This window comes from Neorhizobium galegae bv. orientalis str. HAMBI 540 (assembly GCF_000731315.1).
Taxonomy (GTDB): domain Bacteria; phylum Pseudomonadota; class Alphaproteobacteria; order Rhizobiales; family Rhizobiaceae; genus Neorhizobium; species Neorhizobium galegae.
The window spans coordinates 2,057,466-2,079,688 of sequence record NZ_HG938353.1 but is presented as its reverse complement, the minus strand read 5'-3'; the positions used below and the strand labels follow the sequence as shown (position 1 = coordinate 2,079,688).

The window sequence follows — 22,223 nt, the reverse complement described above, 5'->3', positions numbered from 1 at the left end:
CGGAGAGCGATGTCTTGCGGGCGTTCGACACGCTGATGGCGAAACGTCGAACGCCTGATCTCGACTAGATCATCGCCAATGGCGCCTTGCGCGACGGTGGCGGGAAGGCGGCGTCGAGGGCCGTCCAGTCCGCCTCGCTGAGATCCAGGTCGACCGCCTCGGCGTTTTCCGCGACGCGGTCAGGATTGGCGGATTTGGGGATGGCGATGACGCCGTCGCGCTCCAAGAGAAAGGCGAGCGCCACCTGTGCCGGCGTCGCCTGATAGGCCTTGGCGATGCGGATCAGTTCGCCGCTTCTGGCAAGCCGGCCCTGTTCGATCGGCGAATAGGCCATCACCGGGATGCCGCGTTCCTGGCACCAGGGCAGAAGATCGTATTCGATGCCGCGGCGGGAGAGATTGTAGAGCACCTGGTTTGCGGCGCAGTTTCCGCCATCCGGCACCTCCATCAGTTCCAGCATGTCATCGAGATCGAAATTGGAGACGCCCCAGGCGCCGATCTTGCCGGCCCGGCGCAGTTCCTCGAAACCGGCGACGGTTTCGGTCAGCGGATGTTCGCCGCGCCAATGCAGGAGATAGAGGTCGAGCCGGTCGGTCTTCAGCCGGTCGAGGCTGCGTTCGCAGGCCTCGACGACACCCTTGCGGCTGGCGTTCCAGGGATAGACCTTGCTGACCAGAAACACCTGGTCCCGCCGGCCGGCGATCGCTTGTGCCGTAATCTTCTCGGCGCCGCCCTCGCCATACATTTCTGCCGTGTCGATCAACGTCAGGCCGAGATCAAGGCCTCGCTTCAGGCTCTCGATCTCTGCCTCGGCCTTGCGGCTGTCCTCGCCCATCTGCCATGTGCCGAGGCCGAGCGCCGGGACCGAAATGCCGGAGGGCAGGGTGACTGTCGGGATGTCGGACATAGCGGGCCTCGATCTGTCGCGTCTGGAGAAGTCCATCCTACTCAGATATGGCTTCGATTGAAGCTGCCAAGTTCCGCTTGAAGATCATGTCCAACGATCTTATCACGAAAAGACAGGCCATCCGGGAAACGAGATGGTCGAGATAACCGGGGCGGATTGGCGTTAGGAGAAAATATGTCGCTGGAGACCTTTCTGGCCCTCGTCCTGTTCGCCTTCACCACCTCGATCACGCCGGGGCCGAACAATATGATGCTGTTCGCATCGGGCGTAAATTTCGGCTTTACGCGGACAATTCCCCATATGCTCGGCATCGGTATCGGTTTTCTGTCGCTGCTGATCGCGGTCGGCCTTGGCCTCGGCGCGCTGCTGCATTCGGTGCCGGTCGTCTATACGACCCTGAAATTCGCCGGCGGCGCCTATCTGCTCTGGGTCGCCTGGAAGATCGGCACGTCACGCAGTCTCTCGGATGGCAAGACGGGTGCCGCACCAATGACGTTTATTGGCGCGGCGGCCTTTCAATGGGTCAATCCGAAGGCCTGGGTCATGGCGGTCACGGCCATGGCGACCTATACGAACCCGGAATATTACCTGCCGACCGTGATGCTCGTCGGGCTGGCGTTCGCCGCCGTCAACGTGCCGAGCGTTTCGACCTGGGCCGGTTTCGGTTCGGCGTTGCGCGAATGGTTGTCGGTGCCGGCGCGGCTGAAATGGTTCAACATCACCATGGCGCTCTTGCTTGTCGCAAGCCTCTGGCCGATGTTGAAGTGAGGGAGACAACCATGTCTACACATCATCACCACGATCACGACCATGGGCAAGACCACCAGCAGGGCCATGACCACGACAACCGCTACAGCGACATGCAGGCGCGCGTAAAAGCGCTCGAAACCGTGCTGACCGAAAAGGGGTTGATCGATCCGAAGGCGATCGATGCGATCGTCGAGACCTATGAGACGAAGATCGGCCCCCGCAACGGCGCCCGAGTGGTCGCCAAGGCCTGGAGCGATCCGGATTTCGCCGAATGGCTGAGAACCGATGCGACCGCGGCGATTGCCAGCCTCGGCTATACCGGCCGGCAGGGCGAACACATGCGGGCGGTGTTCAATACGCCCGACACCCACAACCTCGTCGTCTGCACGCTGTGCTCCTGTTACCCGTGGGCGGTGCTGGGCCTACCGCCGGTCTGGTACAAGGCGCCGGCCTATCGCTCGCGCGCGGTCATCGATCCGCGCAATGTGTTGGCCGAATTCGGCCTGACCCTGCCGGAGACCAAGAAGATCCGCGTCTGGGATTCGACCGCCGAACTGCGCTATCTGGTGATCCCCGAGCGGCCGGAGGCTACGGACGGTTTGAGCGAGGAGGCGCTTGCCGACCTCGTCAGTCGCGACGCGATGATCGGCACGGCAGTCGCCGGAGTTAAGCCATGAACGGGCCGCACGATCTCGGTGGGCAGATGGGTTTCGGGCCGGTGGCGCCGGAAAAGGACGAGCCCTATTTCCATGCGGAATGGGAGAAGCGGGCTCTGGGGCTGACGCTGTCGAGCGGTGCGTTCGGCGCATGGACGATCGACGAAAGCCGGCATGCGCGAGAAAGTATCCCCCCATCGGAGTATCTGGGCGCCAGCTATTACGAGATCTGGACGCGGGCGCTGGAAGTGTTGCTGGAACGCCATGGTTTCGCATCCAAGGCCGAAATCGATGCGGGCCACAAGCAGATGGAGCCGGCTACGCCGAAGCGCATCCTGAGGGCGGACATGGTGCCCGGCGTGCTGGCCAAAGGCGGTCCCTGCGACCGGCCGGTCGGGACCGAGCCACGGTTCCAGCCGGGCGACCGGGTGCGGGCACGCAACTTCAACCCGGAGACCCACACGCGGCTGCCGCGTTATGCCCGCGCCAAAATCGGTTTCGTCGAGGCCGTGCAGGGTTCCTTTGTGTTTCCGGACGACAATGCGCATGGCAAGGGCGAGAACCCGCAATGGGTTTATACGATCGTGTTCGACGGCGCAGAAATTTGGGGCGAGGGCGCCGATCCGACGCTGACGCTCTCGATCGATGCCTGGGAGAGCTATCTTGAGCGCGTGTGAGACACCCTCGGCATTGGTGCAGTCGCCCGGATTGCCGAAGTCACCAGAGGGTGATCCGGTGTTTCCGGAGCCCTGGGCGGCGGAAGCCTTTGCGATGACCGTGCATCTGCACGAGCGCGGACTGTTCACCTGGAGCGAATGGGCCGAGGCGCTTTCGAGCGAGGTCCATAAGCCCGGCAGGGCCGAGGACGGCAGCGACTATTTCGACTGCTGGGCCGCGGCACTCTCCGGCCTGCTGGTGGGCAAAGGCGTGGCGGACGGCGAGACGATCCTGGCGCTGCAGCGGAGTTGGCAGCGGGCCGCCGAGGCGACGCCGCACGGCAGGCCCATCGAGTTGGCCAACGATCCGCAGCGGTAGGGAGATTCGGCGCAGACAGGGGTCGGAGGAGGGGCTTTCGAAAGGCCCCTTCGCGGTCAGGACGGAAACTGCCGGTAACATTCCTCGGCGATCCGGCGCAGCATGTCGCGGGAGATTTCGCCGGTGACCGCATAGCCGAGTTCGCCGTCGATCCAGTAGAAGGTCTCGACAGTGTTGGCGGAGGCGAAGCGGAAGCTGGTCGTGCGGTTTTCCTTGTTGCGGCCGACGAGCACGGTCAGGCGCTGGCCCGTCTGGTCCTCGTACATGAACATGGCGCCCGGCTTGCCGCCGACCGGTAGCAGGCGACCGCCGACCAGCTTGAAGCCCATCGTTTGCAGGTTCGGCACTTTGAGATTGGCGATCGACAGTCGCTTGCCAAGCCAGTTGGCGAGATGCGTCTCTTCGTTGGCGAACACTTCGACCGGATGGCGCACTTCGCTCGCATAAACGAGGAAGGCGTTGCGGGCCTCGCGGGGCAGGATTTCGGTATCAGCAAGCTGGATATCCGGGCTCTGGAACAGAATCGGGCCGTAATGGCCGCCCAGCGCGCCGGCTGCGAAGATCAGAACTGCGGCCGCAGCGAGCGCGAAGCGGCGGGACGGCCGGGTATGGGCGCGCGCCAGACCGCCGGTGAGAAGCTGGATATCGGTCGGTTTCGATCGTTCGTGTCCGGCGAAGGCGGCGTGCAATTCGTCGTTCTGCTCCTGCCAGTCGCTCACCATCTGCGCGGCCTCCGGGTTTTCGGCCAGAAAACTCTGCACGCGGGCACGGTCGGCCTCGTCGAGGAAGCCGTCGACATAGGCGTGCAGTTCCGCTTCGGTTACGGATCTGACTTCGGTCATCGTGGTCTCCGCAATGGTATGACGTTTTCCTCCCGCATTTTTTCCCGCAAGGCCTGGCGCGCCCGCGACAGGCGCGACATGACGGTGCCGACCGGAATTTCGAGCATGTCGGCGACTTCCTGATAGGCATAACCTTCGACGACCACCAGCATCAGCACCGCGCGCGCATCCTTCGGCAGCGTTTCCAGTGCCTGGACGAGGCGGTTCTTTTCCAAGGGATCGTCGGCGCTCGTGCTTGCAGCCACGGTCTCGGCCTCCTCGATGCCGACGGAGGGACGCCGCGCGACCGACCGGCGCGCGTTCAGATGAAGATTGGTCATGATCCTGTAGGTCCAGGACTTGAAATTCGAACCGCGCCATTGGGCACGGCTCAGTAGCGCCTTCTCGACGCAATCCTGCAGCAAGTCCTCGCTCTCCGTGTCCGAACGCGTCAGGCTACGCGAATAGCGCCTGAGGGTGGGCAGGAGCGCGAGGATCTGTGCCTCGAAGGAAAGCGGCGCGGGAGCCTGTGCCTCGCGCGCCGTTCCGGAGGTGGATTGATCAGGGTTTTGCGACATCCCACACGCCGTTCACGCCGTCACCGGTGGTGTCGCCTTCCTTGGTGTCCTTGACCCAGTAATAAAGCGGCATGCCATCCTTCGCCCACTGCTTGGCCCCGTCCTTGCGGGTCACGATGGAGTATGCACCATCAGCCTTCGCATCGGAAGCGGCCATGACCGGCGGCCAGTTGGTGGCGCACTTGTCGTAGCAGTTGGAGGTGCCGGGCTTGTCGTTCTTGAAGGTGTAGAGCGTCATGCCCTTTTCACCGGCCAAAACCTCGCCTTTGGTCGAGGTCTTGACGGTCTTGAAAGGACCGGCGGCAAAAGCGACCGAGGTCAGCGCTGCGAGCGCGAAAGGCACGAGAATGAAGGTTTTCATGGATCGTCTCCCTGGTTTTGAATGGCGGCCTCACATCGGCCACCTAAGTCAAGACACCGGCAGGGGCGGATTTATTCCGTCGATCGCCAAAGATTTTCGGAGATGATGATGCCTGTCTCTTGAGCCGGGTGTTCCGGGCGTCAGAACAGCGGGATATCCGGCTTCGTCAGCATCAGCCAGAAGATGGCGATGACCGCGAAGAAGGCCGGGAAGCCGCAGGCAAACCAGATTCGGTAGAGCCGGTACCATTCTGGCGGAAGCGGCGCGGAGTCTTCGCAGGCGATGCGGGCGATATCGCGCAGCTTGATCTGGATCCAGACGACCGGCAGCCAGAACAGTCCCGTCACCACGTAGAGAATGAGCGACAGGGCGACCCAGCCATCCGTCAGCGACCAGCCGATGCTTTTTGCCAGCAGGTAGCCGGTGACCGGCTGCAGGATAACGGCGGTGGCGGTGAAGACGGTATCCGCCAGCACGACGGTGCCGGCGGTGTGGGCGATCAGTTTCGGATCTTCCGTTCGCCGGGCGACGACCATGAAAAAGGCGATGCCGGCGCCGGTTCCGAGCAGCACCGTGGCGCCGATCACATGCAGGAGCCGCAGCAGGCTTTCGGCGTCCATCAGCGTTCGTCCAGAATGGCGAGGGAGACGAGGGTGAGGAAGATCGACGGCAGGACTTTCACGAGGGGACCAAGCGGATCGAGCCAGAGTTGCGGCGCGAGGATCGAGCCGCCTGCCAAGTAGGCGAGGCTGGTGAGGATCATCCCGAGCATTGCCTTGCGGGCATAGGGGCGGACGAGGACGGCGGACCCGAGCAGGATGTCGAGGAGACATGTCGCGACCGTTATCACGGTGGCGACGGAGGCCGGCACGATGGGCGAAAATTGGGCTGCCGCGGCGTTCAGGTCGAGGAGCGGGATGAGGCCGGACAACAGCCAGAACAGCGACAGCGTGAGGATGATGACCGGCTTCAGGAGATACAGCCGTGCGAACCAGAGGTCCTGGACGCCGCTCGGATGGGCGGCGAGGGTCTCTGCCGCGTCTGCCAGAACGAGGCCGCTAGGTTTCGGCCTCAGGCTCCTGACGCCTTCCGACATCACCGTCATCGCCGTCGAGCGAAGGGGCGAACGCCAGCCGAGTCGTCCGGCGAAATCGGCGGCCCAGGTGACGGGTTTCGCAAGCGCTGCTGGCAATGCGATGACGGTGGCTGTAGGCAGGCCGAGCCAGGTGCGATGAAGCTTCACGAGGTCGGACAACGTCAGGGTCTTGTCGGCGGCGAGATCGAGATCGCTGCCGGCCGGGATGGTGCCGTCGACAGCAAGGGAAACCGCGGCGGCGACATCGTCGAGCGAGACGGTTTCGACCAGGCTTTCCGTATGAATGAGCGGCAGCAGGCCGGGAAGGCTCGCGAGCGATCGCAGAAGAGCCGTGCCGCCATGGGCATTGCGGCCGATGACGAGCGCCGGCCGCAGAATGACGAAGGGCAGGCCGTTTTCCGCAAGCGCCTCGTCGGCACGGCGTTTGGTGGTGAGGAAGGGCAGGTCAGCGGCTGCGCCATCCGTGCGGGCGGAGATCTGCACGATAGATCTGCCACCGAGGGCCTTTGCCGCTTCGTAGAGCGCCAGCATGGCCTTTTCTTGGGTGGCCCTAAGATCATCCGAAAGACCGTCCTGGAGGGCACCAGCACAATTGACGATGACATCCTGATCCTCGATCAACGGACCCCATGCGGCGGCAGACAATTCCGTCAGATCGGCTTTTACCCATCTGGCCGCAGGCAATTTCAGACGGGCCTTGTCCGGGTTTCGCCCGAGGCCGGTTATCTGATGGCCATCGGCAGCGAGCCTTTGCAAGACCGCCGAGCCGATAAAGCCGGTTGCGCCGAGAATCAGGATCTTCATACGGCGATCATAGGAGGTGGCGATGAACATTGAACAGCGGCAATCCCGGCGACACGGCATGGATACACCGGGCCGTCAGCAGAACTCCTGATGAAGGAGAACACCGCTCATCCCGGCCTTTGATTCATCTTTCGTTCTTTTTCAGTTGCGCTTGGCTGCAGAATCCTGCCAAGTCCCGCCATGCAATTTGCACCGCAACAGGACGAGGCCCTCAAGGCCGTTTCACAATGGCTGAAAGAGGGGCGCAGCCAGGTCTTTCGGCTGTTCGGTTATGCGGGCACCGGCAAGACCACGCTTGCCAAACATTTCGCCGAAAATGTCGATGGCGAGGTGCTGTTCGCAGCCTTCACCGGCAAGGCGGCCCAGGTTCTGCGCTCGCGCGGTGCGCGGAACGCAAAAACCATCCACTCGCTGATCTACAGGCCGCGGGGCGAGGAGGCGGTCGAGGACGATGCCGGCAAGACCTCGATCTCGCCGATGTTCTCGATCAACCGGCAGAGCCCGGTCGCCAAGGCGGCGCTGATCATCATCGACGAATGTTCGATGGTGGACGAGGCGCTCGGCAAGGACCTGATGAGTTTCGGCACGCCGATCCTGGTGCTCGGCGATCCCGGCCAGTTGCCGCCGGTGACCGGCGGTGGGTTCTTCACCGAACAGGATCCGGATTACCTGCTGACGGATATCCATCGCCAGGCGCGCGACAACCCGATCATCAAGCTGGCGATGGATGTGCGCGAAGGCAAGGAGATCATGTATGGCGACTACGGTACCGCCAAGGTGATCTCCCGCAATGAGGTGACGCAGCCGCTGGTGATGGAGGCGGACCAGGTTCTGGTCGGCACCAACAAGACCCGCAAGCGCTACAATCAGCGGCTCCGGGAACTAAAAGGCTTTACGGCCGACTATCCGCAATCCGGCGACAAGCTTGTCTGCCTGCGCAACGACCCGGCGAAGGGCCTGCTCAACGGCTCGCTCTGGCAGGTGATGAGCTCGTCGCGCGAGACGGTGAAGCCCGGCATCAACCTGATGATCCGGCCGGAAGACGACGACATGGATCGTGGCGCCGCCAAGATCAAGCTTCTGAAACAGGCCTTCGAAGAGCAGGAAGGCGAAATTCCCTGGACGACCCGGAAACGTTACGACGAGTTCGATTACGGTTATGCGCTAACCGTTCATAAGGCTCAGGGGTCGCAATGGAACAATGTCGTGCTGTTCGATGAAAGCTGGGCTTTCCGGGATAGCCGGGAGCGCTGGCTTTATACTGCGATCACCCGCGCAGCCGAGACGCTGACCATCGTTCGCTGAGGCGGCTCCGGGGTCAGTTCGGCACGAAACCGAGCAGCATTGCCTTGGCGACCGCCTGAAAGCGGTTGGTGGCCTGGAATTTCTGGATGATGCCATCCTCCATCCGGCGCAGATCCTCGAATTCGAGATTGAGCGCGCGGGCAAGCCTTGGCGCCGAATAACCCTCCGCCATCAGTCCCAGGCACTGTTTCTCGATGTCGCTCAGCACTAGGGACATCGGCTTGGGGCTGGCAAGCGCCTGCTCTTCTTCCTCGGCCACCAGCAGGTTTTCGATCTGCTGCATCTGCCGGCGGATATTGGAAATGTCGGATGTGAGCTCCCGCTTGCGCCGGGCCAGCATGTTGTGGAACATCTCGTTGGCTTCCGTCTCCGACGTCGCGCCGGCAAGCTCTTCCATCAGTTCCTGAATGACCGCCACCGGAATGCCGATTTCGCGGCAGGCATTGATGACCGCCATGCGATGGATCTGGACCCTGTCATAGACCCGCATGCTGCCGGAGCGGCGGGCGGTGATCAGGCCCTTTTCCTCGTAGAAGTGAAGGGTGCGATGGGTGACGCCGAAGAGATCCGCCATTTCGGCGATCGCCACGGGCTGGCTAGGCATTTCAAACGGAAGGGAGACTTGGGGAAGAGGAGGGAAATAATGGGCTCGCGCCGGAGGCGCATTTTCGGTCATGGCCTGCATGGTATCGCTCCGCATCGAGTCCCCTTGCGCCTGAAGTCGGCGGTATGGTCGAATATGCACCTAAAGGTTGCGACATCGCGTCGGACCTCTCGGATGGAACCTCGGTACTGAAAATGCGGACCCGATTGAAATGAGTGGCAGAATTCGCTGCTCAAACCGTATTCCGCCGCCTTTTGGCCTGCCCGGCGAACTCTGTTAGATATAGATTAGCTAAAACTTTAGGAAATGGTAGCCCCTGCTGCCTCGTGAATTCTCGTCCATCAAAACTCTTTATAGGTGCATTTTTCTAAACCCGGTGGCATTGCGAAGGCGCATGGCCTAAAAGCGGATCGACCTTTCAAAACCGGGTATTGCCATGCCGACCAAGCTTTCCGTGAACCTCAATGCCATCGCCATGCTGCGCAACCGCCGCGATCTTCCCTGGCCGAGCGTCGAAGCGCTGGGGCGGATCGCGCTGCAGGCAGGTGCGGCCGGCCTGACGGTGCATCCGCGCCCCGACCAGCGCCATATCCGCTTCACCGATCTGCCCGTTCTTCGGGCGCTGATCGACGACGAATTCCCGGATGCCGAGTTCAATATCGAAGGATATCCGAGCGAGGATTTCCTGGCGCTGTGCGAGGCGACCCAGCCGGAGCAGGTGACCCTGGTGCCGGACGATCCGACCCAGGCGACCTCCGACCACGGGTTCGATTTCCGTGCCACGGGCGAGATGCTGAAGCCGATCGTGGCGCGGCTCAATAAGGGCGGCATGCGGGTGTCGCTATTTGCCGATGGCGACGGCGATGTCGAAGCGGTGAAGCTCGCCAGGGCGACGGGTGCCGACCGTATCGAACTCTATACCGGGCCCTATGGCGGCTGTTTCGACAATCCGGTGCTTGGGGCCGAAATCCTTGAAAAACTCGGGCGGACGGCGGATGCGGCACTTGCCGAAGGGCTCGGCGTCAATGGCGGTCACGACCTGACCGTCGCCAACCTGCCGGCATTGGTGAAGCGTATTCCGAAGATGGCGGAAGTCTCGATCGGCCACGGCCTGACGGCGGATGCGCTCGAATACGGCATGGCGGAAACCGTGCGCCGCTTCCGCCGCGCCTGCGGCCAGGTCGTCTAATTCGACGACAGTTTTGCCTCGCAGAGCTCGAGCTCCCAGGTCTGGCCGTTGCATTCCGGCCCGAACAGGTTGTGCTTTTCTTCCGCGACGAGCCTGAAACCGGCCGTTTGATAGATGCGGATTGCGGCGCTCAGGCAATCATTGGTCCAGAGCGACAGCTTTCTGTAACCGGCGAGCGTCGAGAACTTGATGCATTGTTCGACGAGCGTCCGGCCGAGGCCAAGGCCGCGGGCGGCGGGATCGAGGTAGAGAAGGCGCAGCTTGGCTGTGTCGCCGCCGCCATCCGCCACGACCACCGAGCCGACCCGCTTTCCGTCGCGTTCGGCGATCCAGCAGCGTTCGCGCTCAGGGTTGAAGCTGGCGATGAACTTGCCGGCGACCTCGGCGACCAACCCTTCGAACTTGTCGTTCCAGCCGTATTCCCGGGCATAAGCGACCGCCTGGGCTTCGACCAGCCAGCCCATGTCACCGACACGATGCGGACGGATGACGACCGGCGATGTAGGCGCGGTCGACTGCGGATCGAGAATGGCGCGGATCACCTGCATCGAGCCGATCAACCTTTCATGGCCGAACGTGTCCACCTCCCTGAGATCCTTGGCGATCTGCTGGCGGGAACGTTCGCCGAGTGTCTCGTATTCGGCCTGTCCTTTGCTGGTGACTACAAGGATCTGGCTGCGTTTGTCGTCGGGATCCGGCTCGGCGTCGATGAAGCCCGCCTCGCGGAATTTCTTCAGCAGCCGGCTGAGATAAGCGGGATCGAGGCCGAGATCGCGATTAAGCTCGGTCGCCGAAACCCGTTTGCGGGCGCCCATCTCGTAGAGGATGCGCGCTTCGGTCAGCGTGTAATCGGTGTCGAGATAGCCCTTGGCGAGAACGCCGAGCTTGTTGGTGTAGAAACGATTGAACGCCCGGACGGCATCGAGAACGGCAGGATCGGTCATCGACAGAGTCTCCTTTAGGGAGACTCTGTCAGATATTTGTTGGACTGAGTCAAATAAATTTACGCTGCGGCCTGTTTTGCCGCCGGCTGGCCAAGCGCGAAATCGACGGCTGCCTTGGCATGGATGGCGGTGGAATCGATGCCGGGCAGGGGCAGGCCTGCCGGATCGAGCAGAAGGCAGATTTCCGTGCAACCGAGGATGATGCTGTCGGCGCCTTCAGCCTTCGCCTTTTCGATCATGGCGATGGCCCGGGTGCGGGAGGTATCGAGAACCGTGCCGGCGCAGAGTTCGTTGAAGATGATGTTATGGATATCGGTACGATCGTCCGCATCCGGCACCATGACGTCGATACCGAGCGCCTTCATGTGATCGGTATAGAAGCCGTGCTCCATCGTGTAGCGTGTGGCGAGCAGGAGCGGGCGGTTCAGGCCGTGCGTTTTCAACGTCTTGGCGGTCTCGTCGATGATATGGATAAGGGGTATGTCGATCGCGGCCTGTACCTGCGGGGCGACGAGATGCATGGTGTTGGTGCAGATCAGGACGCATTCCGCGCCGGCCGCCTTCAGCCTGCGCGCGCTGCCCGCAAGATGCTCGGCCGCCAGATCCCAGCGGCCGGCCTTCTGCATGTCGACTATTTCCGCAAAGTTGACGGAATGGAGCAGGAGATCGGCCGACGCAAAACCACCGAGGCGTTCGCGCACCATCTCGTTGATCAGCCGATAATACACGGCAGTGCTTTCGAAACTCATCCCGCCAATCAAGCCGATTTTGCGCATTTTTTCTCCAAATGAGATGGAATTTGGCAACTCCATCTCATTTATCGCGAAATTCGGAGAACCGCAATCCGGCAAGGGGCTATGCGGCGAGGGCGGCCTTCTGGGTGTCGAAATAGGCGGCGAGGGTCTGCGGCTTCTGGCCGGTCAGCGTCTCGTAGTCGCTCGTCACCTGTTCGAAATTACCGGCGCGGATATTGGCATCCGCCGAGACCAGCATATTCGCGACAAAGGCGGGCAGGCCGGCGCCGGTAAGGCCCTGGGTCAGCTGCTCATCGGTGACATCAACGACATCCAGCGGCTTGCCGGTGGCCGCGGACGCGCGGGCGGCGATTTCTGCGGCCGTCAGGGTTTCCGAGCCGGTGAGGGTAAAGGTGCGGCTGCCGGCCGGCGGATTGGCAAGGGCTGCGGCTGCGGCACGGGCGCAGTCGTCGCGGCTGATCGTTGTGATCTTGCCGGTGCCCACGGACGTGTACCATTTGCCGACCTGAAGATTGTGCGGCATGCCCATCAGATAGTTGTCGTGATACCAGGAATTGCGCAGGATCGTGTAGGCGACGCCGCTCGCCTTGATGGCCTCTTCCGTGCCGAGATGATCCGGTGCGAAGGTGACCAGCGACTTGTCCGGGTTCGGCATGGACGTATAGATGATGTGTTTGACGCCGGCCTTTGCGGCGGCGGAAACGGCGTTCCTATGCTGCGTGATGCGCTTGCCGGGCGTTGCCAGTTCGTCGGTGGAAATGATCAGCACGCGGTCGACACCGGTGAATGCCTTCACGAGCCCGGCTTCGTCGTCGAAATCGGCTGCGCGGGTTTTCAGGCCGCTGGCGGCAAGGTCGGCGAGCTTGTTCGGATCACGGCTGGCAGCGACGATGTCGGCGGCAGCGACCTTGGATGTCTCCAGCAGGTGACGCAGCACTGCGCGGCCCAGATGGCCGGCGGCGCCGGTGACGAGAAGTTTGGTCATGCGGTTTCTTTCCTGGCAATGGCCGGCCTGTCGGCGCGGCGATTATTGTTGGTCTCAAAAAGAGACTAGCACTAGAATAGGAATTGACTTCGATCTGTAAAGGAGGCAGTTTCGAGGGAGATCGTTACTTCAAGGGAACCACCTCTATGGCCCTCAATGCAAGCCGTAAGCCGATGCTGGACGGCAAGGAATGCGATACGTCCGGATGGAACATGGATAATTGTCCGGTCCGGGACGTCATCGACCGGATCGCGGGCAAATGGTCGACGCTGCTTCTCGGGGCCTTGGCGCGCCAGCCTTACCGCTTCGGTGAGCTTCGCCGTCTGGTGCCGGATATTTCGCAGCGGATGCTGACCCAGACTTTGCGTGACCTGCAACGCGACGGTTATATCGAACGTGAGGTGTTTCCGACCAAGCCGCCGAGCGTCGAATACCGGATGACCGATCTCGGCCGCTCGCTCTTCGAGCCGCTTTCCAAGGTGCTGCAATGGGCGGAAGCCAATCATCCGTCGGTGAAAGCCGCGCGGGTGAAATACGACGAGAGCGAACTCGCCTGATCGAGCCCGCTATGGATCAAGGCCTGTCAGGCATATTGATTGCCGGAAGCTCGCATGTCGGCAAAACGACGCTGGCAAAACGCCTGGCTGCGGCGCTCAACTTGAACATGGTATCGACCGATAGTCTCGGGCGGCATCCGGGGCGGCCGTGGCCGAGCGTCCGTCCACCTGTGGCCGAGTATTATAGGCGCCTTTCGCCGGAGACGATCTACTGGTTCCTGAAGGTGCATCACGAAAACATGTGGCCCGGCCTGAAGCGAATGATCGACGGCGAGATAGAGGCTCGAAAACCATTTGTGCTGGAAGGATCGGCACTGCGGCCTGAATTCATCGCGCCGCTCGTTTCGGAGGCGCTTGTCGGGATATGTCTTCATGCCGATGCAGATTTCCTACGGGAGAGAATGCGAGCCGAGGCGGGATATCTGCAGGCCGGGGAGGGCGACCGGGATATGTTCGACGCGTTTATCGAGCGTTCCCTTCACGACAATGCGGAAATGCACAAAGCGGCTCGGGAAAATGGGCTGAGGATCGTTGATGCGGCTGACCCGCATACCGTGAATAATCTTTTCGACGAATTGGTGCGGCGCGGGCCGTCTTTGAGTTCGGCCGGAGGTTAGGCTTTGCGGTCAGTACACCGTAGGCTGGCAGGGCGGCCCGGAAGCCGCCCTGTGTTTGTTGGCGCGGTGGTGGTCAAGCCGCCAGCGAGGCGATGTCGATGACGAAGCGGTAGCGCACGTCGCTCTTGATGACGCGTTCGTAGGCTTCGTTGATATCCTGGATGTTGATCTTCTCGATCTCGGACGTGATGCCGTGCTCGCCGCAGAAATCCAGCATTTCCTGGGTTTCCTTGATCGAGCCGATCATCGAGCCGGAGAGGCTCTTGCGGCCGCCGATAACCGAGAAAGCATGGACCGGAACCGCATGTTCCGGGACGCCGACCAGCACCATGGAGCCGTCGAACTTCAGGAGGCCGAGATAGGCGTTCCAGTCGATCGTCGTGCCGACAGTGCAGATGATCAGGTCAAATGTGCCGGCGAGCTTGGTGAAGGTCTCGGCGTCGCTGGTGGCGTAATAGTCCTTGGCGCCGAGCCTCAGTCCGTCTTCCTTTTTCGACAGCGTCTGGCTGAGTACGGTGATATCGGCCCCCATGGCCGCGCCGAGCTTGACGCCCATATGGCCGAGGCCACCCATGCCGACGATCGCGACCTTCATGCCGGGACCGGCCTTCCAGTGGCGTAGCGGCGAGTAGAGCGTGATACCGGCGCAAAGCAGCGGGGCGCCGGCGTCGAGCGGAATATTGTCCGGGAAGGAGAGGACGTAACCTTCCTTGACGACGATCTGGTCCGAATAACCACCGTAGGTCGGCGTCGTGCCATCGGCCTCGACGTCGTTATAGGTCTGAGTGAGGCCCGGCAGGAAATGTTCGTAGTCGAGATCGCGGGTAGCGCAGCCGATGCAGGAATTCACGAAGCAGCCGACACCGACACGGTCGCCAACCTTGAACTTGGTGACACCAGAGCCAATGGCCGAAACGACGCCGGCCACTTCATGGCCCGGCACCATCGGAAAGCGGGAATTGCCCCATTCGTTGCGGGCCTGGTGGATGTCCGAATGGCAGACGCCGCAATACTGCACCGAGATGACGACGTCGTCGTCATTGGGTTCGCGGCGCTCGAAGGTGAAAGGCGTCAATGGTTTCGACGCGTCGGTCGCGGCATAGCCTTTTGCGATAGCCATGGGAGCTCCATTCATCTGTTGGGTTGGGAGGGAATTGGACGGGCGGACTATGCCCCCGGGCATGGCAACAGCGTTAGAGCGATCCTGCGAGCTTTTTGCACGATCCTGCAAATGTGATCGCCCGCCTGTTGGTTTCAGGCGCAAGTCGGCATAGGAAAAGCAGTCACCTGCTCATTCCGGAGGCTCCATGACACTGCCCTTCAATCCCTATCACGAGGCAGCCACGATTGCCGCGCGGCACGTTCAAAAGGATGGGGAAGTGTTCACCGCCGTTGGAAATCTGATGCTCAGCCGGCGGACGGTCCCAACCGCACCGCTCTATATGGACTACCGGCCCTGCCTCGGTTTGGTCCTGCAAGGCACTAAGAGCGTCAAGCTGGGGGACGAGATGATTGCCTACGGCGTCGGCGATTATCTTCTCACCTCGATCGAATTGCCGGTGACCTCGCGCGTCACGGTCGCAAGCCCGGACGTGCCGCACTTATGTTTCGCCCTTGCCATCGATACGGACCGCCTGTCCGCGCTGCTGGAGCGGGTCGACGTTCCACGGCCTGGTTCCGACACGGATGCCATGCGCGGCATCGTCTCCAATGTCGCGCCTCCGGAATTGCTCGATGCAGCCACGCGGCTGCTTCGCCTCCTGGACCGGCCGGCTGACATAGCGGCCATGGCGCCGCTCATCGAGCAGGAAATCCTCTATCGCGTGCTTTGCGGTCCCGACGGCGCAAGGCTTGTTCATATCGCGACCGCCGAAAGCCGCAGCAACCGCATCGCCCGCGCTGTCGCCTGGCTGCGCGCCAATTTCCACCGCACGCTGCGGATCGAGGACCTGGCGGACCATGTGGGCATGAGCCCGTCTTCGCTGCACCACCATTTCAAGTCGGTGACCGCGATGACGCCGGTGCAGTTCCAGAAGAAGCTGCGCCTGCACGAGGCGCGGCGGCTGATGCTGCTGGAGGGGCTCGATGTCGGCAGCGCCGGCCACCGGGTCGGCTACCAGAGCCCGTCGCAGTTCAGCCGCGAATACAGCCGGCTCTACGGCGTGTCACCGCTGCGTGACGTGGGTGCTATCCTGGCTGCCGCGGAATAGCGAGGCTTAAAACCCTCGTGAATCGGCCGGGAAATTTCAGCGCATTGTCGTTGCGGCAGCTCGAAGAACGGACTTGACGGCCGCGGCGGATGCTTTATACGAGCAGAACCGTACCGTACGGTACGCAAAAGGATTTAAAACCGTGAGAGCCGATACCTCCGACATGCCCGAGTTTTCGCCGCGCCAGAACGCCGTTCTGGAACAGGCGCTTCGGCTGCTCGTGGAAGGCGGCGAGAAGGCGCTGACGACTTCTGGTCTTGCCCGCGCCGCCAATTGCTCCAAGGAAAGCCTCTACAAGTGGTTTGGCGACCGCGAAGGCCTGCTGGCGGCGATGATTGCCCATCAGGCGAGCAAGGTGCGCACCTTCGAGCGTTCGGGCGAACGGCTGACCGACGATCTCCTGCGTGATCATCTCGAACTTTTTGCCCGCGATCTGCTGGTGGTTCTGGCCGGCGACGTTTCGCTGGCGCTGAACCGGCTGGCGATCGGCCAGGCGACCCGGGAAGGGTCGAAGCTCGGGAAGCTTCTGCTCGAACACGGCCGCCGGCAGATCGACCGCCGTGCCATGGCGCTGATCGACCAGGGGAAAAGGGCAGGGCTGCTGCGTTTCGACAATGCGGATGCCGCCTATCACACGCTTTACGGCCTGATCGTTTCCGACCTGCATGTGCGCATGCTGCTCGGCGAACCCGGCCTCAAGGACAATGCGCGCCAGGCGGAGAGGGCGGTCGGTTCGTTCCTCACGCTGCACGGCACGCAGAAACAATCGGCAGACGTGCTCGGCGTCTCCGCTGGACGATAATAATCATCAACAGACCTCACGCATAGGGAAGGAAAAAACGATGCGCGTTTATTATGATCGGGATGCCGATATCAACCTCATCAAGTCCAAGAACGTTGCCATCATCGGTTACGGTAGCCAGGGTCGTGCGCATGCGCTGAACCTCAAGGACTCGGGCGCCAAGAACGTCGTGATCGCGCTGAAGGCCGGTTCCGGGACCATCAAGAAGGCCGAAGCCGACGGCTTCAAGGTGATGACCGTTGCCGAGGCCGCCAAGTGGGCCGACCTGATGATGATGGCGACCCCGGACGAACTCCAGGCCGACATCTACAAGGCCGAAATTGCCGGCAACATCCGCGACGGCGCAGCGATTGCCTTCGCACACGGCCTCAACATCCATTTCGGCCTGATCGAGCCGAAGACCTCGGTCGACGTCGTCATGATCGCGCCGAAGGGTCCGGGCCATACGGTTCGCGGCGAATACCAGAAGGGGGGCGGCGTTCCCTGCCTCGTTGCCGTTCACCAGAACGCTTCCGGCAACGCGCTTGAACTCGCTCTCTCCTACGCCTGCGGCGTCGGCGGCGGCCGTTCGGGCATCATCGAAACCAACTTCCGCGAAGAATGCGAAACCGATCTCTTCGGCGAACAGGTCGTTCTCTGCGGCGGTCTCGTCGAGCTCATCCGTGCCGGTTTCGAAACCCTGACCGAAGCCGGCTACGCGCCGGAAATGGCCTATTTCGAATGCCTGCACGAAGTGAAGCTGATCGTCGACCTGATCTATGAAGGCGGCATCGCCAACATGAACTATTCGATCTCCAACACGGCCGAGTGGGGCGAATACGTCACTGGTCCGCGCATCATCACCGAAGAAACCAAGGCCGAGATGAAGCGCGTCCTCAAGGACATTCAGACTGGCAAGTTCACTTCGGACTGGATGCAGGAATACCGTGCGGGCGGCTCGCGCTTCAAGGGCATCCGCCGCATGAACGACAGCCACCAGATCGAGGAAGTCGGCGCCAAGCTGCGCGGCATGATGCCTTGGATCGGCAAGAACAAGCTGGTCGACAAGAGCGTCAACTAAGACGAATGAGCCGGGGCGGAATCAGGTTTCCGCCCCGGATTTTGGAATATAGGTGACATGCGGCAGGTTTTCGAAATGCCGGTCGCAGGTCAGCAGATCGGCGTCAAGGAGCCTTGCTGTCGCGTAGATGATGGCGTCTGCGGTCGAGAGCTTGAAACGGAGGGAAGCTTCGGCGGCATCCCAAGCTACCTCGGTGCCTAGTTCAACGACGATACATTCGGTCGTATAGGACATGAAGCGTTCGGCGGATTCCTCGCCCCTCTCCCTTATCAACCATTTGCACATTTCCATCTGAACGATCGTCGGGACGATCAATTCGTGCGGTTCAGGTATCTCGCCCGCCAGGCGTGAAGCCAGGGGACTGTCGACCAGCCACTCGATCCATGCCGAACTGTCGATGACGCGCATCAGTAACGATCGTCCCTGTCCCGATAATTGCTCGTGTCGGCGCCTTTTGCTATTCCTCTCAGCTCGTCTCGTGTCGGTACCGGGACGAGAACGACGCTCTTGCCCTTAGGGATGAAGGCAAATTGCTGCCCAGCTTGCCAATTATGCTTTTCGCGAATCTCTTTGGGTATCGAGATCTGGAATTTGGAGGACAAAGTCGCCGTCGTCATGATCTTACCTTCTGCGGATCGATAGACTATGCGTAAGATAGTGTCATTGCGGGCAAAATCAAAGGCCAAAAAACTGCAGCAACCTAATAGGTCAGCCTTGCTGACCTATCGATCTTTGTGTAAAGATCGGACATAGAAAATTGAAATAAGAGGAAACATCCCGTGCTTGATTGGGAACAAATCTTTGCGACGCGCTCCAGCCGCATGCGCGCCTCTGAAATCCGCGAGCTGCTGAAGCTGCTCGACCAGCCCGATATCATCTCTTTCGCAGGCGGCATTCCGGATCCGGCGCTGTTTCCGGATGTGGCATTCAAAGAGGCCTATTCGGACATTTTTTCGAGTGCGCAAGTCGGGTCGGCGCTGCAGTACTCGGTCAGCGAAGGCTATAAGCCGCTGCGCGAATGGATCGCCCGCGATGTCGCCAGGATCGGTATCGACTGCACGCCCGACAACGTCTTCATAACGTCGGGATCGCAGCAGGCGCTCGACTATCTCGGTAAGCTGTTCCTGTCGCCAAACGACACGGCACTCGTGACCTGGCCGACTTATCTCGGCGCACTTTCGGCCTTCAATGCCTATGAGCCGAATTACGACCAGCTTTCGCTGAACGGCAACCGCACCCCGGAAGCCTATCGCGACACCGCGGCCAAAACCGGCGGCGCCGTCAAGTTCGCCTATCTGTCTGCCGATTTTTCCAACCCGACCGGCGAGACGATCGACCTGGCGGCCCGCGAAAGGCTGCTGGCGCTTGCCGACGAACTCGATATTGCGATCCTCGAGGACGCCGCCTACCAGCACTTGCGGTATGACGGTGAGGCCATTCCTCCAATCATGGCACTCGACATCGCCCGCCGGGGCGGCATCGAAAACACTCGCACGATCTACAGCGGCAGCTTCTCGAAGACGCTGGCGCCGGGCCTGCGCGTCGGTTTCGTCGTCGCGGCGATGCCGGTTATTCGCAAGCTGGTGCTGATGAAGCAGGCGGCCGACCTGCATTCTTCGACGATCAACCAGATCGCCATCGAGCACGTCGCCTCGCGCGGTTTCGACGCCCAGGTCGCCAAGATCAGAGCCGTCTACAGCAAGCGCCGCGATGCCATGCTGGCAGCACTCGACAAATACATGCCGAAGACCGCCACCTGGACGCGTCCGGAAGGCGGCATGTTCGTTTGGGTGACCTTGCCGGAAGGCATGGACGGCGCCGAGTTGCTGGCGAAATCGATCGCCACGGAAAAGGTCGCCTTCGTGCCAGGCAAGGCCTTTTATGCGGACGGCAGCAATGCCAATACACTACGCATGAGCTTCTCCTGCGCCGACGAGGCGATGATCGACGAGGGTATCAAGCGGCTCGGCCGCCTGATCTCCAGCGCAATCCGCGCCGCTGCCTGATCTATCAAAACATTCGAGCATAAAAAAGCCTGCCGCAGAACGGCAGGCTTTTTTGTTTGCCGGACCTCTGCCTGTTCGGCTGTCCGTCAGTCGGCGGCCAGGACGATAAGCATGTCGCTGTCGGCATAGGTGGTCATTTCGGTGCGGGGCGGATTGACGACCACGCCGCCGAGGTTTCTGGCATCGGCATCGCCCGGCCGCTGGCGGCGGTGACCGATGGCGATTTCGCCGCGGCGAAGGGCTGCGAGCGCCACGGTGAAGAAGTTCACCGGCTTCGAGATGTCGACATAGTCGCCCATCGGCCGCATGTAGATTTCGGAACCGGCCTCATCCAGAAGCTCGTCGAAGATCGCCGCCATCGATTCGTTTTCGGATGCCTGGGCGAGCATCAAGCTGACCAGCTTGTTGCTGACGACGAAATCCTCGGCGCGGGTGACCTCCGCAAGCTCGCGGTTACGCACGTCGATCATTTCGCTGACGACGCTGATGTGCTTGCCAGCCGTCTCGCCGATCTTGCGAAGCTGCAGCAGGGTGATCAGCGTGCGCGTGTCGGCCGATTGGGCCATCATGCTGTCGCTGTAGCCGAGAACAAGGACGTGGTCGTAGGACGGGATGTCGAGCGCGTCGAGCGCCGGGCGGCTGCTGGTGTCGATCACCCGGTGATCGACGGCAAGCACGGACCTGTCGAGGTTCAGTGAAGCGACTTCCCCTTCGAATTCCGGCGTGTCGGCAGCAATCGTCAGCCGCGAACCGGGCGCCACATAGCGGGCAAGTTCGGTCGCGATGATCGGTCCGCGGCGATTCCAGCCGAGGATCAGCGTGCGCTCCGCGGTCTTGACTCGCTTGACGATCGTCTTGATGGCATTCTTGTCGATACCCATGTCGCCGGACCAGGTTTTGATCGCACCATCGTCTTCGGCGATGATGACCGCGCGATCACCGGCGGCGATCACCTGGTTGGGATTGGGGTTGAGATGAATGGCGCCGTCCTTGTCGCAGAGACCGATCAGGGTGCTCTTGTCGTAGGCCAGCACCGCATTGCCGAAGGATTTTCCGACGAGGTCGGGCTGTTCGAGCGTGTAGATCTCGCAGCCGTCGAAATCGAGCAGTTCGGAATAGACCGCACTCAGGCCTGCCTGACGGCTGGTATGAACGACGATGCGGGCGATCAGGTCGTCGGCGAGCACCAGCTGCATTTCGCCGCCGCCGACGATCCTTGCCACTTCGGCATTGTCGGCATCGCGAATTTCGGCGGCAATCATGTATTTTTCTGTCCGCCGGTTCGGATCGTTGACCAGCGCTAGCACGGTCTTGATCACCTGCGGGTCCGCATCCTCGCCTTCCGGGGAGAGAACGATGATCGACCGCGAGGTTTGCGGATTGACGATGCCGAGATCGTAGAGATCGGTCGGATCGCCGCTGCGGCAGATGATCTTGGTGTTCTTGCGATCGACGACTTTGGTGGCGATCTCGTCTTCCATCTCCACCTTGTCCTTGTTCGCCATGATGACGATGCGAGGGGTGCGGCGGCTCTGGTTGGCGATGACGAGTTCCGAGATGACGTCGAAGATCGAGGGCGACCAGTTGAGGATGATCGTATGCTCGGTCTCGAGCACGCGCGAACGGCCCTTGCGCAGGTCGTCGAGCTTGTCTTCCAGGCCGGACGAGATGACGCCGATGAGTGCCGAAAAGACAAAGATGCCGGCGATCGTAACCAGCAGCATGATGATGCGGAAGCTCCAACCCTGGTCGGCGCCCATGGTGCCGGCATCGAAGGTGCGCATCAGCGATTCCCACGTGCCTTCGACGAAGCCCAGCGGCTCGGCACCTTCCGGCGCAATGCCGGTTACGGCGAGAATAGCGCCGGCGATCATGATCACCACCAGCGATATCAGCGCCAGCCAGCCGATCAGCGCGATCGCGCCGCCCGCCATGCTCTTGTCGAACCCATAGCGCAGCTGCGCGCCCCAGTTTGCTCGGCTTTTCATCTTGTGTCCCCGAAATATACCCTGGTGGACGAGATGGCAGGATTAGGTTGCGAAACAATTGAAGGCCCGCGTTTTGCGCCGTCGTTGTGCGGGAATGATCTGAGCACAGTAAATTTAGTCTTCGAATCTTGTAAGCCGCTGGTAAAACACGCCGCAAGATCGGCGTTGCTCCACAGCCTGTCACATGGCTGTC

Annotated in this window: 26 protein-coding genes; 12 read left to right on the top strand and 14 right to left on the bottom strand. The window is 61.5% G+C overall.

Annotation, left to right across the window (positions count from 1 at the left end; all coding sequences use genetic code 11):
* Positions 1–64: 64 nt before the first annotated feature.
* Positions 65–907, bottom strand: a complete 843-nt coding sequence (locus RG540_RS10470) for an aldo/keto reductase (RefSeq protein ID WP_038587450.1) — start codon at positions 905–907, stop codon at positions 65–67.
* A gap of 174 nt (positions 908–1,081) precedes the next feature.
* Here RG540_RS10470 and RG540_RS10465 point away from each other — a divergent pair, with 174 nt between their 5' ends.
* From RG540_RS10465 to RG540_RS10450, 4 genes are read left to right on the top strand one after another with little or no spacing between them, the layout of a single operon-like run.
* Positions 1,082–1,675 carry a LysE family translocator gene (locus RG540_RS10465; RefSeq protein WP_038587447.1) on the top strand — a complete coding sequence of 198 codons (594 nt, stop codon included), beginning with the start codon at positions 1,082–1,084 and terminating at the stop codon, positions 1,673–1,675.
* An 11-nt stretch (positions 1,676–1,686) separates the two neighbouring features.
* On the top strand, positions 1,687–2,334 hold the full coding sequence (nthA, locus tag RG540_RS10460) for a nitrile hydratase subunit alpha (RefSeq protein WP_038587444.1): 648 nt from the start codon (positions 1,687–1,689) through the stop codon (positions 2,332–2,334).
* Positions 2,331–2,990, top strand: a complete 660-nt coding sequence (gene nthB / locus RG540_RS10455; RefSeq protein ID WP_038587441.1) for a nitrile hydratase subunit beta — start codon at positions 2,331–2,333, stop codon at positions 2,988–2,990. The genes nthA and nthB overlap by 4 nt, the downstream gene beginning before the upstream one ends.
* On the top strand, positions 2,977–3,348 hold the full coding sequence (locus RG540_RS10450) for a nitrile hydratase accessory protein (RefSeq protein WP_038587438.1): 372 nt from the start codon (positions 2,977–2,979) through the stop codon (positions 3,346–3,348). The genes nthB and RG540_RS10450 overlap by 14 nt, the downstream gene beginning before the upstream one ends.
* Before the next feature lie 56 nt (positions 3,349–3,404).
* Here RG540_RS10450 and RG540_RS10445 read toward each other — a convergent pair whose 3' ends face one another.
* From RG540_RS10445 to RG540_RS10425, 5 genes are all read right to left on the bottom strand, one after another.
* Positions 3,405–4,190: an anti-sigma factor family protein gene (locus RG540_RS10445; RefSeq protein WP_038587435.1), complete on the bottom strand. Its 786-nt coding sequence runs from the start codon at positions 4,188–4,190 to the stop codon at positions 3,405–3,407.
* Entirely contained in the window at positions 4,187–4,747 is a 561-nt protein-coding gene (locus RG540_RS10440; protein ID WP_038587432.1) for an RNA polymerase sigma factor, read from the bottom strand. Before RG540_RS10440 ends, RG540_RS10445 begins: the two co-directional genes overlap by 4 nt.
* Positions 4,731–5,108 (bottom strand): COG4315 family predicted lipoprotein, encoded by a 378-nt coding sequence (locus RG540_RS10435; RefSeq protein WP_038587428.1) that lies wholly within the window; start codon positions 5,106–5,108, stop codon positions 4,731–4,733. Before RG540_RS10435 ends, RG540_RS10440 begins: the two co-directional genes overlap by 17 nt.
* 140 nt (positions 5,109–5,248) lie before the next feature.
* Entirely contained in the window at positions 5,249–5,728 is a 480-nt protein-coding gene (locus RG540_RS10430; protein WP_038587426.1) for a DUF2269 family protein, read from the bottom strand.
* Positions 5,728–7,008, bottom strand: coding sequence for an SDR family oxidoreductase (locus tag RG540_RS10425; RefSeq protein WP_038593501.1), 1,281 nt, complete (start codon positions 7,006–7,008; stop codon positions 5,728–5,730). Before RG540_RS10425 ends, RG540_RS10430 begins: the two co-directional genes overlap by 1 nt.
* 180 nt (positions 7,009–7,188) lie before the next feature.
* Here RG540_RS10425 and RG540_RS10420 point away from each other — a divergent pair, with 180 nt between their 5' ends.
* Positions 7,189–8,313 carry an ATP-dependent DNA helicase gene (locus tag RG540_RS10420; protein WP_038587423.1) on the top strand — a complete coding sequence of 375 codons (1,125 nt, stop codon included), beginning with the start codon at positions 7,189–7,191 and terminating at the stop codon, positions 8,311–8,313.
* Between the two features lie 13 nt (positions 8,314–8,326).
* Here the strand turns inward: RG540_RS10420 and RG540_RS10415 are convergent, their stop codons facing one another.
* Complete coding sequence (locus RG540_RS10415; protein WP_051909336.1) at positions 8,327–9,013, bottom strand: MerR family transcriptional regulator; 687 nt, start codon at positions 9,011–9,013, stop codon at positions 8,327–8,329.
* Positions 9,014–9,353: 340 nt separating this feature from the next.
* On the opposite strand from RG540_RS10415, the gene RG540_RS10410 reads away from it, so the two are divergent.
* Positions 9,354–10,106, top strand: coding sequence for a pyridoxine 5'-phosphate synthase (locus RG540_RS10410; protein ID WP_038587419.1), 753 nt, complete (start codon positions 9,354–9,356; stop codon positions 10,104–10,106).
* On the opposite strand, the gene RG540_RS10405 is transcribed toward RG540_RS10410, so the two are convergent.
* The 3 genes from RG540_RS10405 to RG540_RS10395 all read right to left on the bottom strand — a co-directional run bounded on the left by RG540_RS10405 (position 10,103) and on the right by RG540_RS10395 (position 12,790).
* Positions 10,103–11,050: a bifunctional helix-turn-helix transcriptional regulator/GNAT family N-acetyltransferase gene (locus tag RG540_RS10405; RefSeq protein WP_038587417.1), complete on the bottom strand. Its 948-nt coding sequence runs from the start codon at positions 11,048–11,050 to the stop codon at positions 10,103–10,105. The genes RG540_RS10410 and RG540_RS10405 overlap by 4 nt on opposite strands.
* A 59-nt stretch (positions 11,051–11,109) precedes the next feature.
* Complete coding sequence (locus RG540_RS10400; RefSeq protein ID WP_038587415.1) at positions 11,110–11,826, bottom strand: aspartate/glutamate racemase family protein; 717 nt, start codon at positions 11,824–11,826, stop codon at positions 11,110–11,112.
* Between the two features lie 79 nt (positions 11,827–11,905).
* On the bottom strand, positions 11,906–12,790 hold the full coding sequence (locus RG540_RS10395; protein WP_038587413.1) for an SDR family oxidoreductase: 885 nt from the start codon (positions 12,788–12,790) through the stop codon (positions 11,906–11,908).
* Positions 12,791–12,963: 173 nt separating this feature from the next.
* On the opposite strand from RG540_RS10395, the gene RG540_RS10390 reads away from it, so the two are divergent.
* Positions 12,964–13,347, top strand: a complete 384-nt coding sequence (locus RG540_RS10390) for a winged helix-turn-helix transcriptional regulator (protein ID WP_405029331.1) — start codon at positions 12,964–12,966, stop codon at positions 13,345–13,347.
* Between the two features lie 11 nt (positions 13,348–13,358).
* A complete protein-coding gene (locus RG540_RS10385) occupies positions 13,359–13,964 on the top strand; it encodes a hypothetical protein (RefSeq protein WP_038587411.1) in 606 nt (201 codons plus the stop codon).
* Positions 13,965–14,037: 73 nt separating this feature from the next.
* On the opposite strand, the gene RG540_RS10380 is transcribed toward RG540_RS10385, so the two are convergent.
* Positions 14,038–15,084 carry an NAD(P)-dependent alcohol dehydrogenase gene (locus tag RG540_RS10380; RefSeq protein ID WP_038587409.1) on the bottom strand — a complete coding sequence of 349 codons (1,047 nt, stop codon included), beginning with the start codon at positions 15,082–15,084 and terminating at the stop codon, positions 14,038–14,040.
* A 187-nt stretch (positions 15,085–15,271) separates the two neighbouring features.
* On the opposite strand from RG540_RS10380, the gene RG540_RS10375 reads away from it, so the two are divergent.
* From RG540_RS10375 to ilvC, 3 genes are all read left to right on the top strand, one after another.
* Positions 15,272–16,174: an AraC family transcriptional regulator gene (locus RG540_RS10375; RefSeq protein ID WP_038587407.1), complete on the top strand. Its 903-nt coding sequence runs from the start codon at positions 15,272–15,274 to the stop codon at positions 16,172–16,174.
* A gap of 163 nt (positions 16,175–16,337) precedes the next feature.
* Positions 16,338–16,976 carry a TetR/AcrR family transcriptional regulator gene (locus RG540_RS10370; protein ID WP_038587405.1) on the top strand — a complete coding sequence of 213 codons (639 nt, stop codon included), beginning with the start codon at positions 16,338–16,340 and terminating at the stop codon, positions 16,974–16,976.
* 40 nt (positions 16,977–17,016) lie between these two features.
* A complete protein-coding gene (ilvC, locus tag RG540_RS10365) occupies positions 17,017–18,036 on the top strand; it encodes a ketol-acid reductoisomerase (RefSeq protein WP_037082110.1) in 1,020 nt (339 codons plus the stop codon).
* Positions 18,037–18,057: 21 nt separating this feature from the next.
* Here the strand turns inward: ilvC and RG540_RS10360 are convergent, their stop codons facing one another.
* On the bottom strand, positions 18,058–18,444 hold the full coding sequence (locus tag RG540_RS10360) for a type II toxin-antitoxin system VapC family toxin (protein ID WP_038587403.1): 387 nt from the start codon (positions 18,442–18,444) through the stop codon (positions 18,058–18,060).
* The gene (locus tag RG540_RS10355; RefSeq protein WP_038543378.1) at positions 18,444–18,653 is read right to left on the bottom strand and encodes an AbrB/MazE/SpoVT family DNA-binding domain-containing protein; all 210 of its coding nucleotides are present in this window, start codon (positions 18,651–18,653) and stop codon (positions 18,444–18,446) included. Before RG540_RS10355 ends, RG540_RS10360 begins: the two co-directional genes overlap by 1 nt.
* Positions 18,654–18,815: 162 nt before the next feature.
* On the opposite strand from RG540_RS10355, the gene RG540_RS10350 reads away from it, so the two are divergent.
* A complete protein-coding gene (locus tag RG540_RS10350; RefSeq protein WP_038587401.1) occupies positions 18,816–20,042 on the top strand; it encodes an aminotransferase-like domain-containing protein in 1,227 nt (408 codons plus the stop codon).
* An 86-nt stretch (positions 20,043–20,128) separates the two neighbouring features.
* Here RG540_RS10350 and RG540_RS10345 read toward each other — a convergent pair whose 3' ends face one another.
* Entirely contained in the window at positions 20,129–22,030 is a 1,902-nt protein-coding gene (locus tag RG540_RS10345) for a CASTOR/POLLUX-related putative ion channel (RefSeq protein WP_038587399.1), read from the bottom strand.
* Positions 22,031–22,223 lie beyond the last annotated feature (193 nt).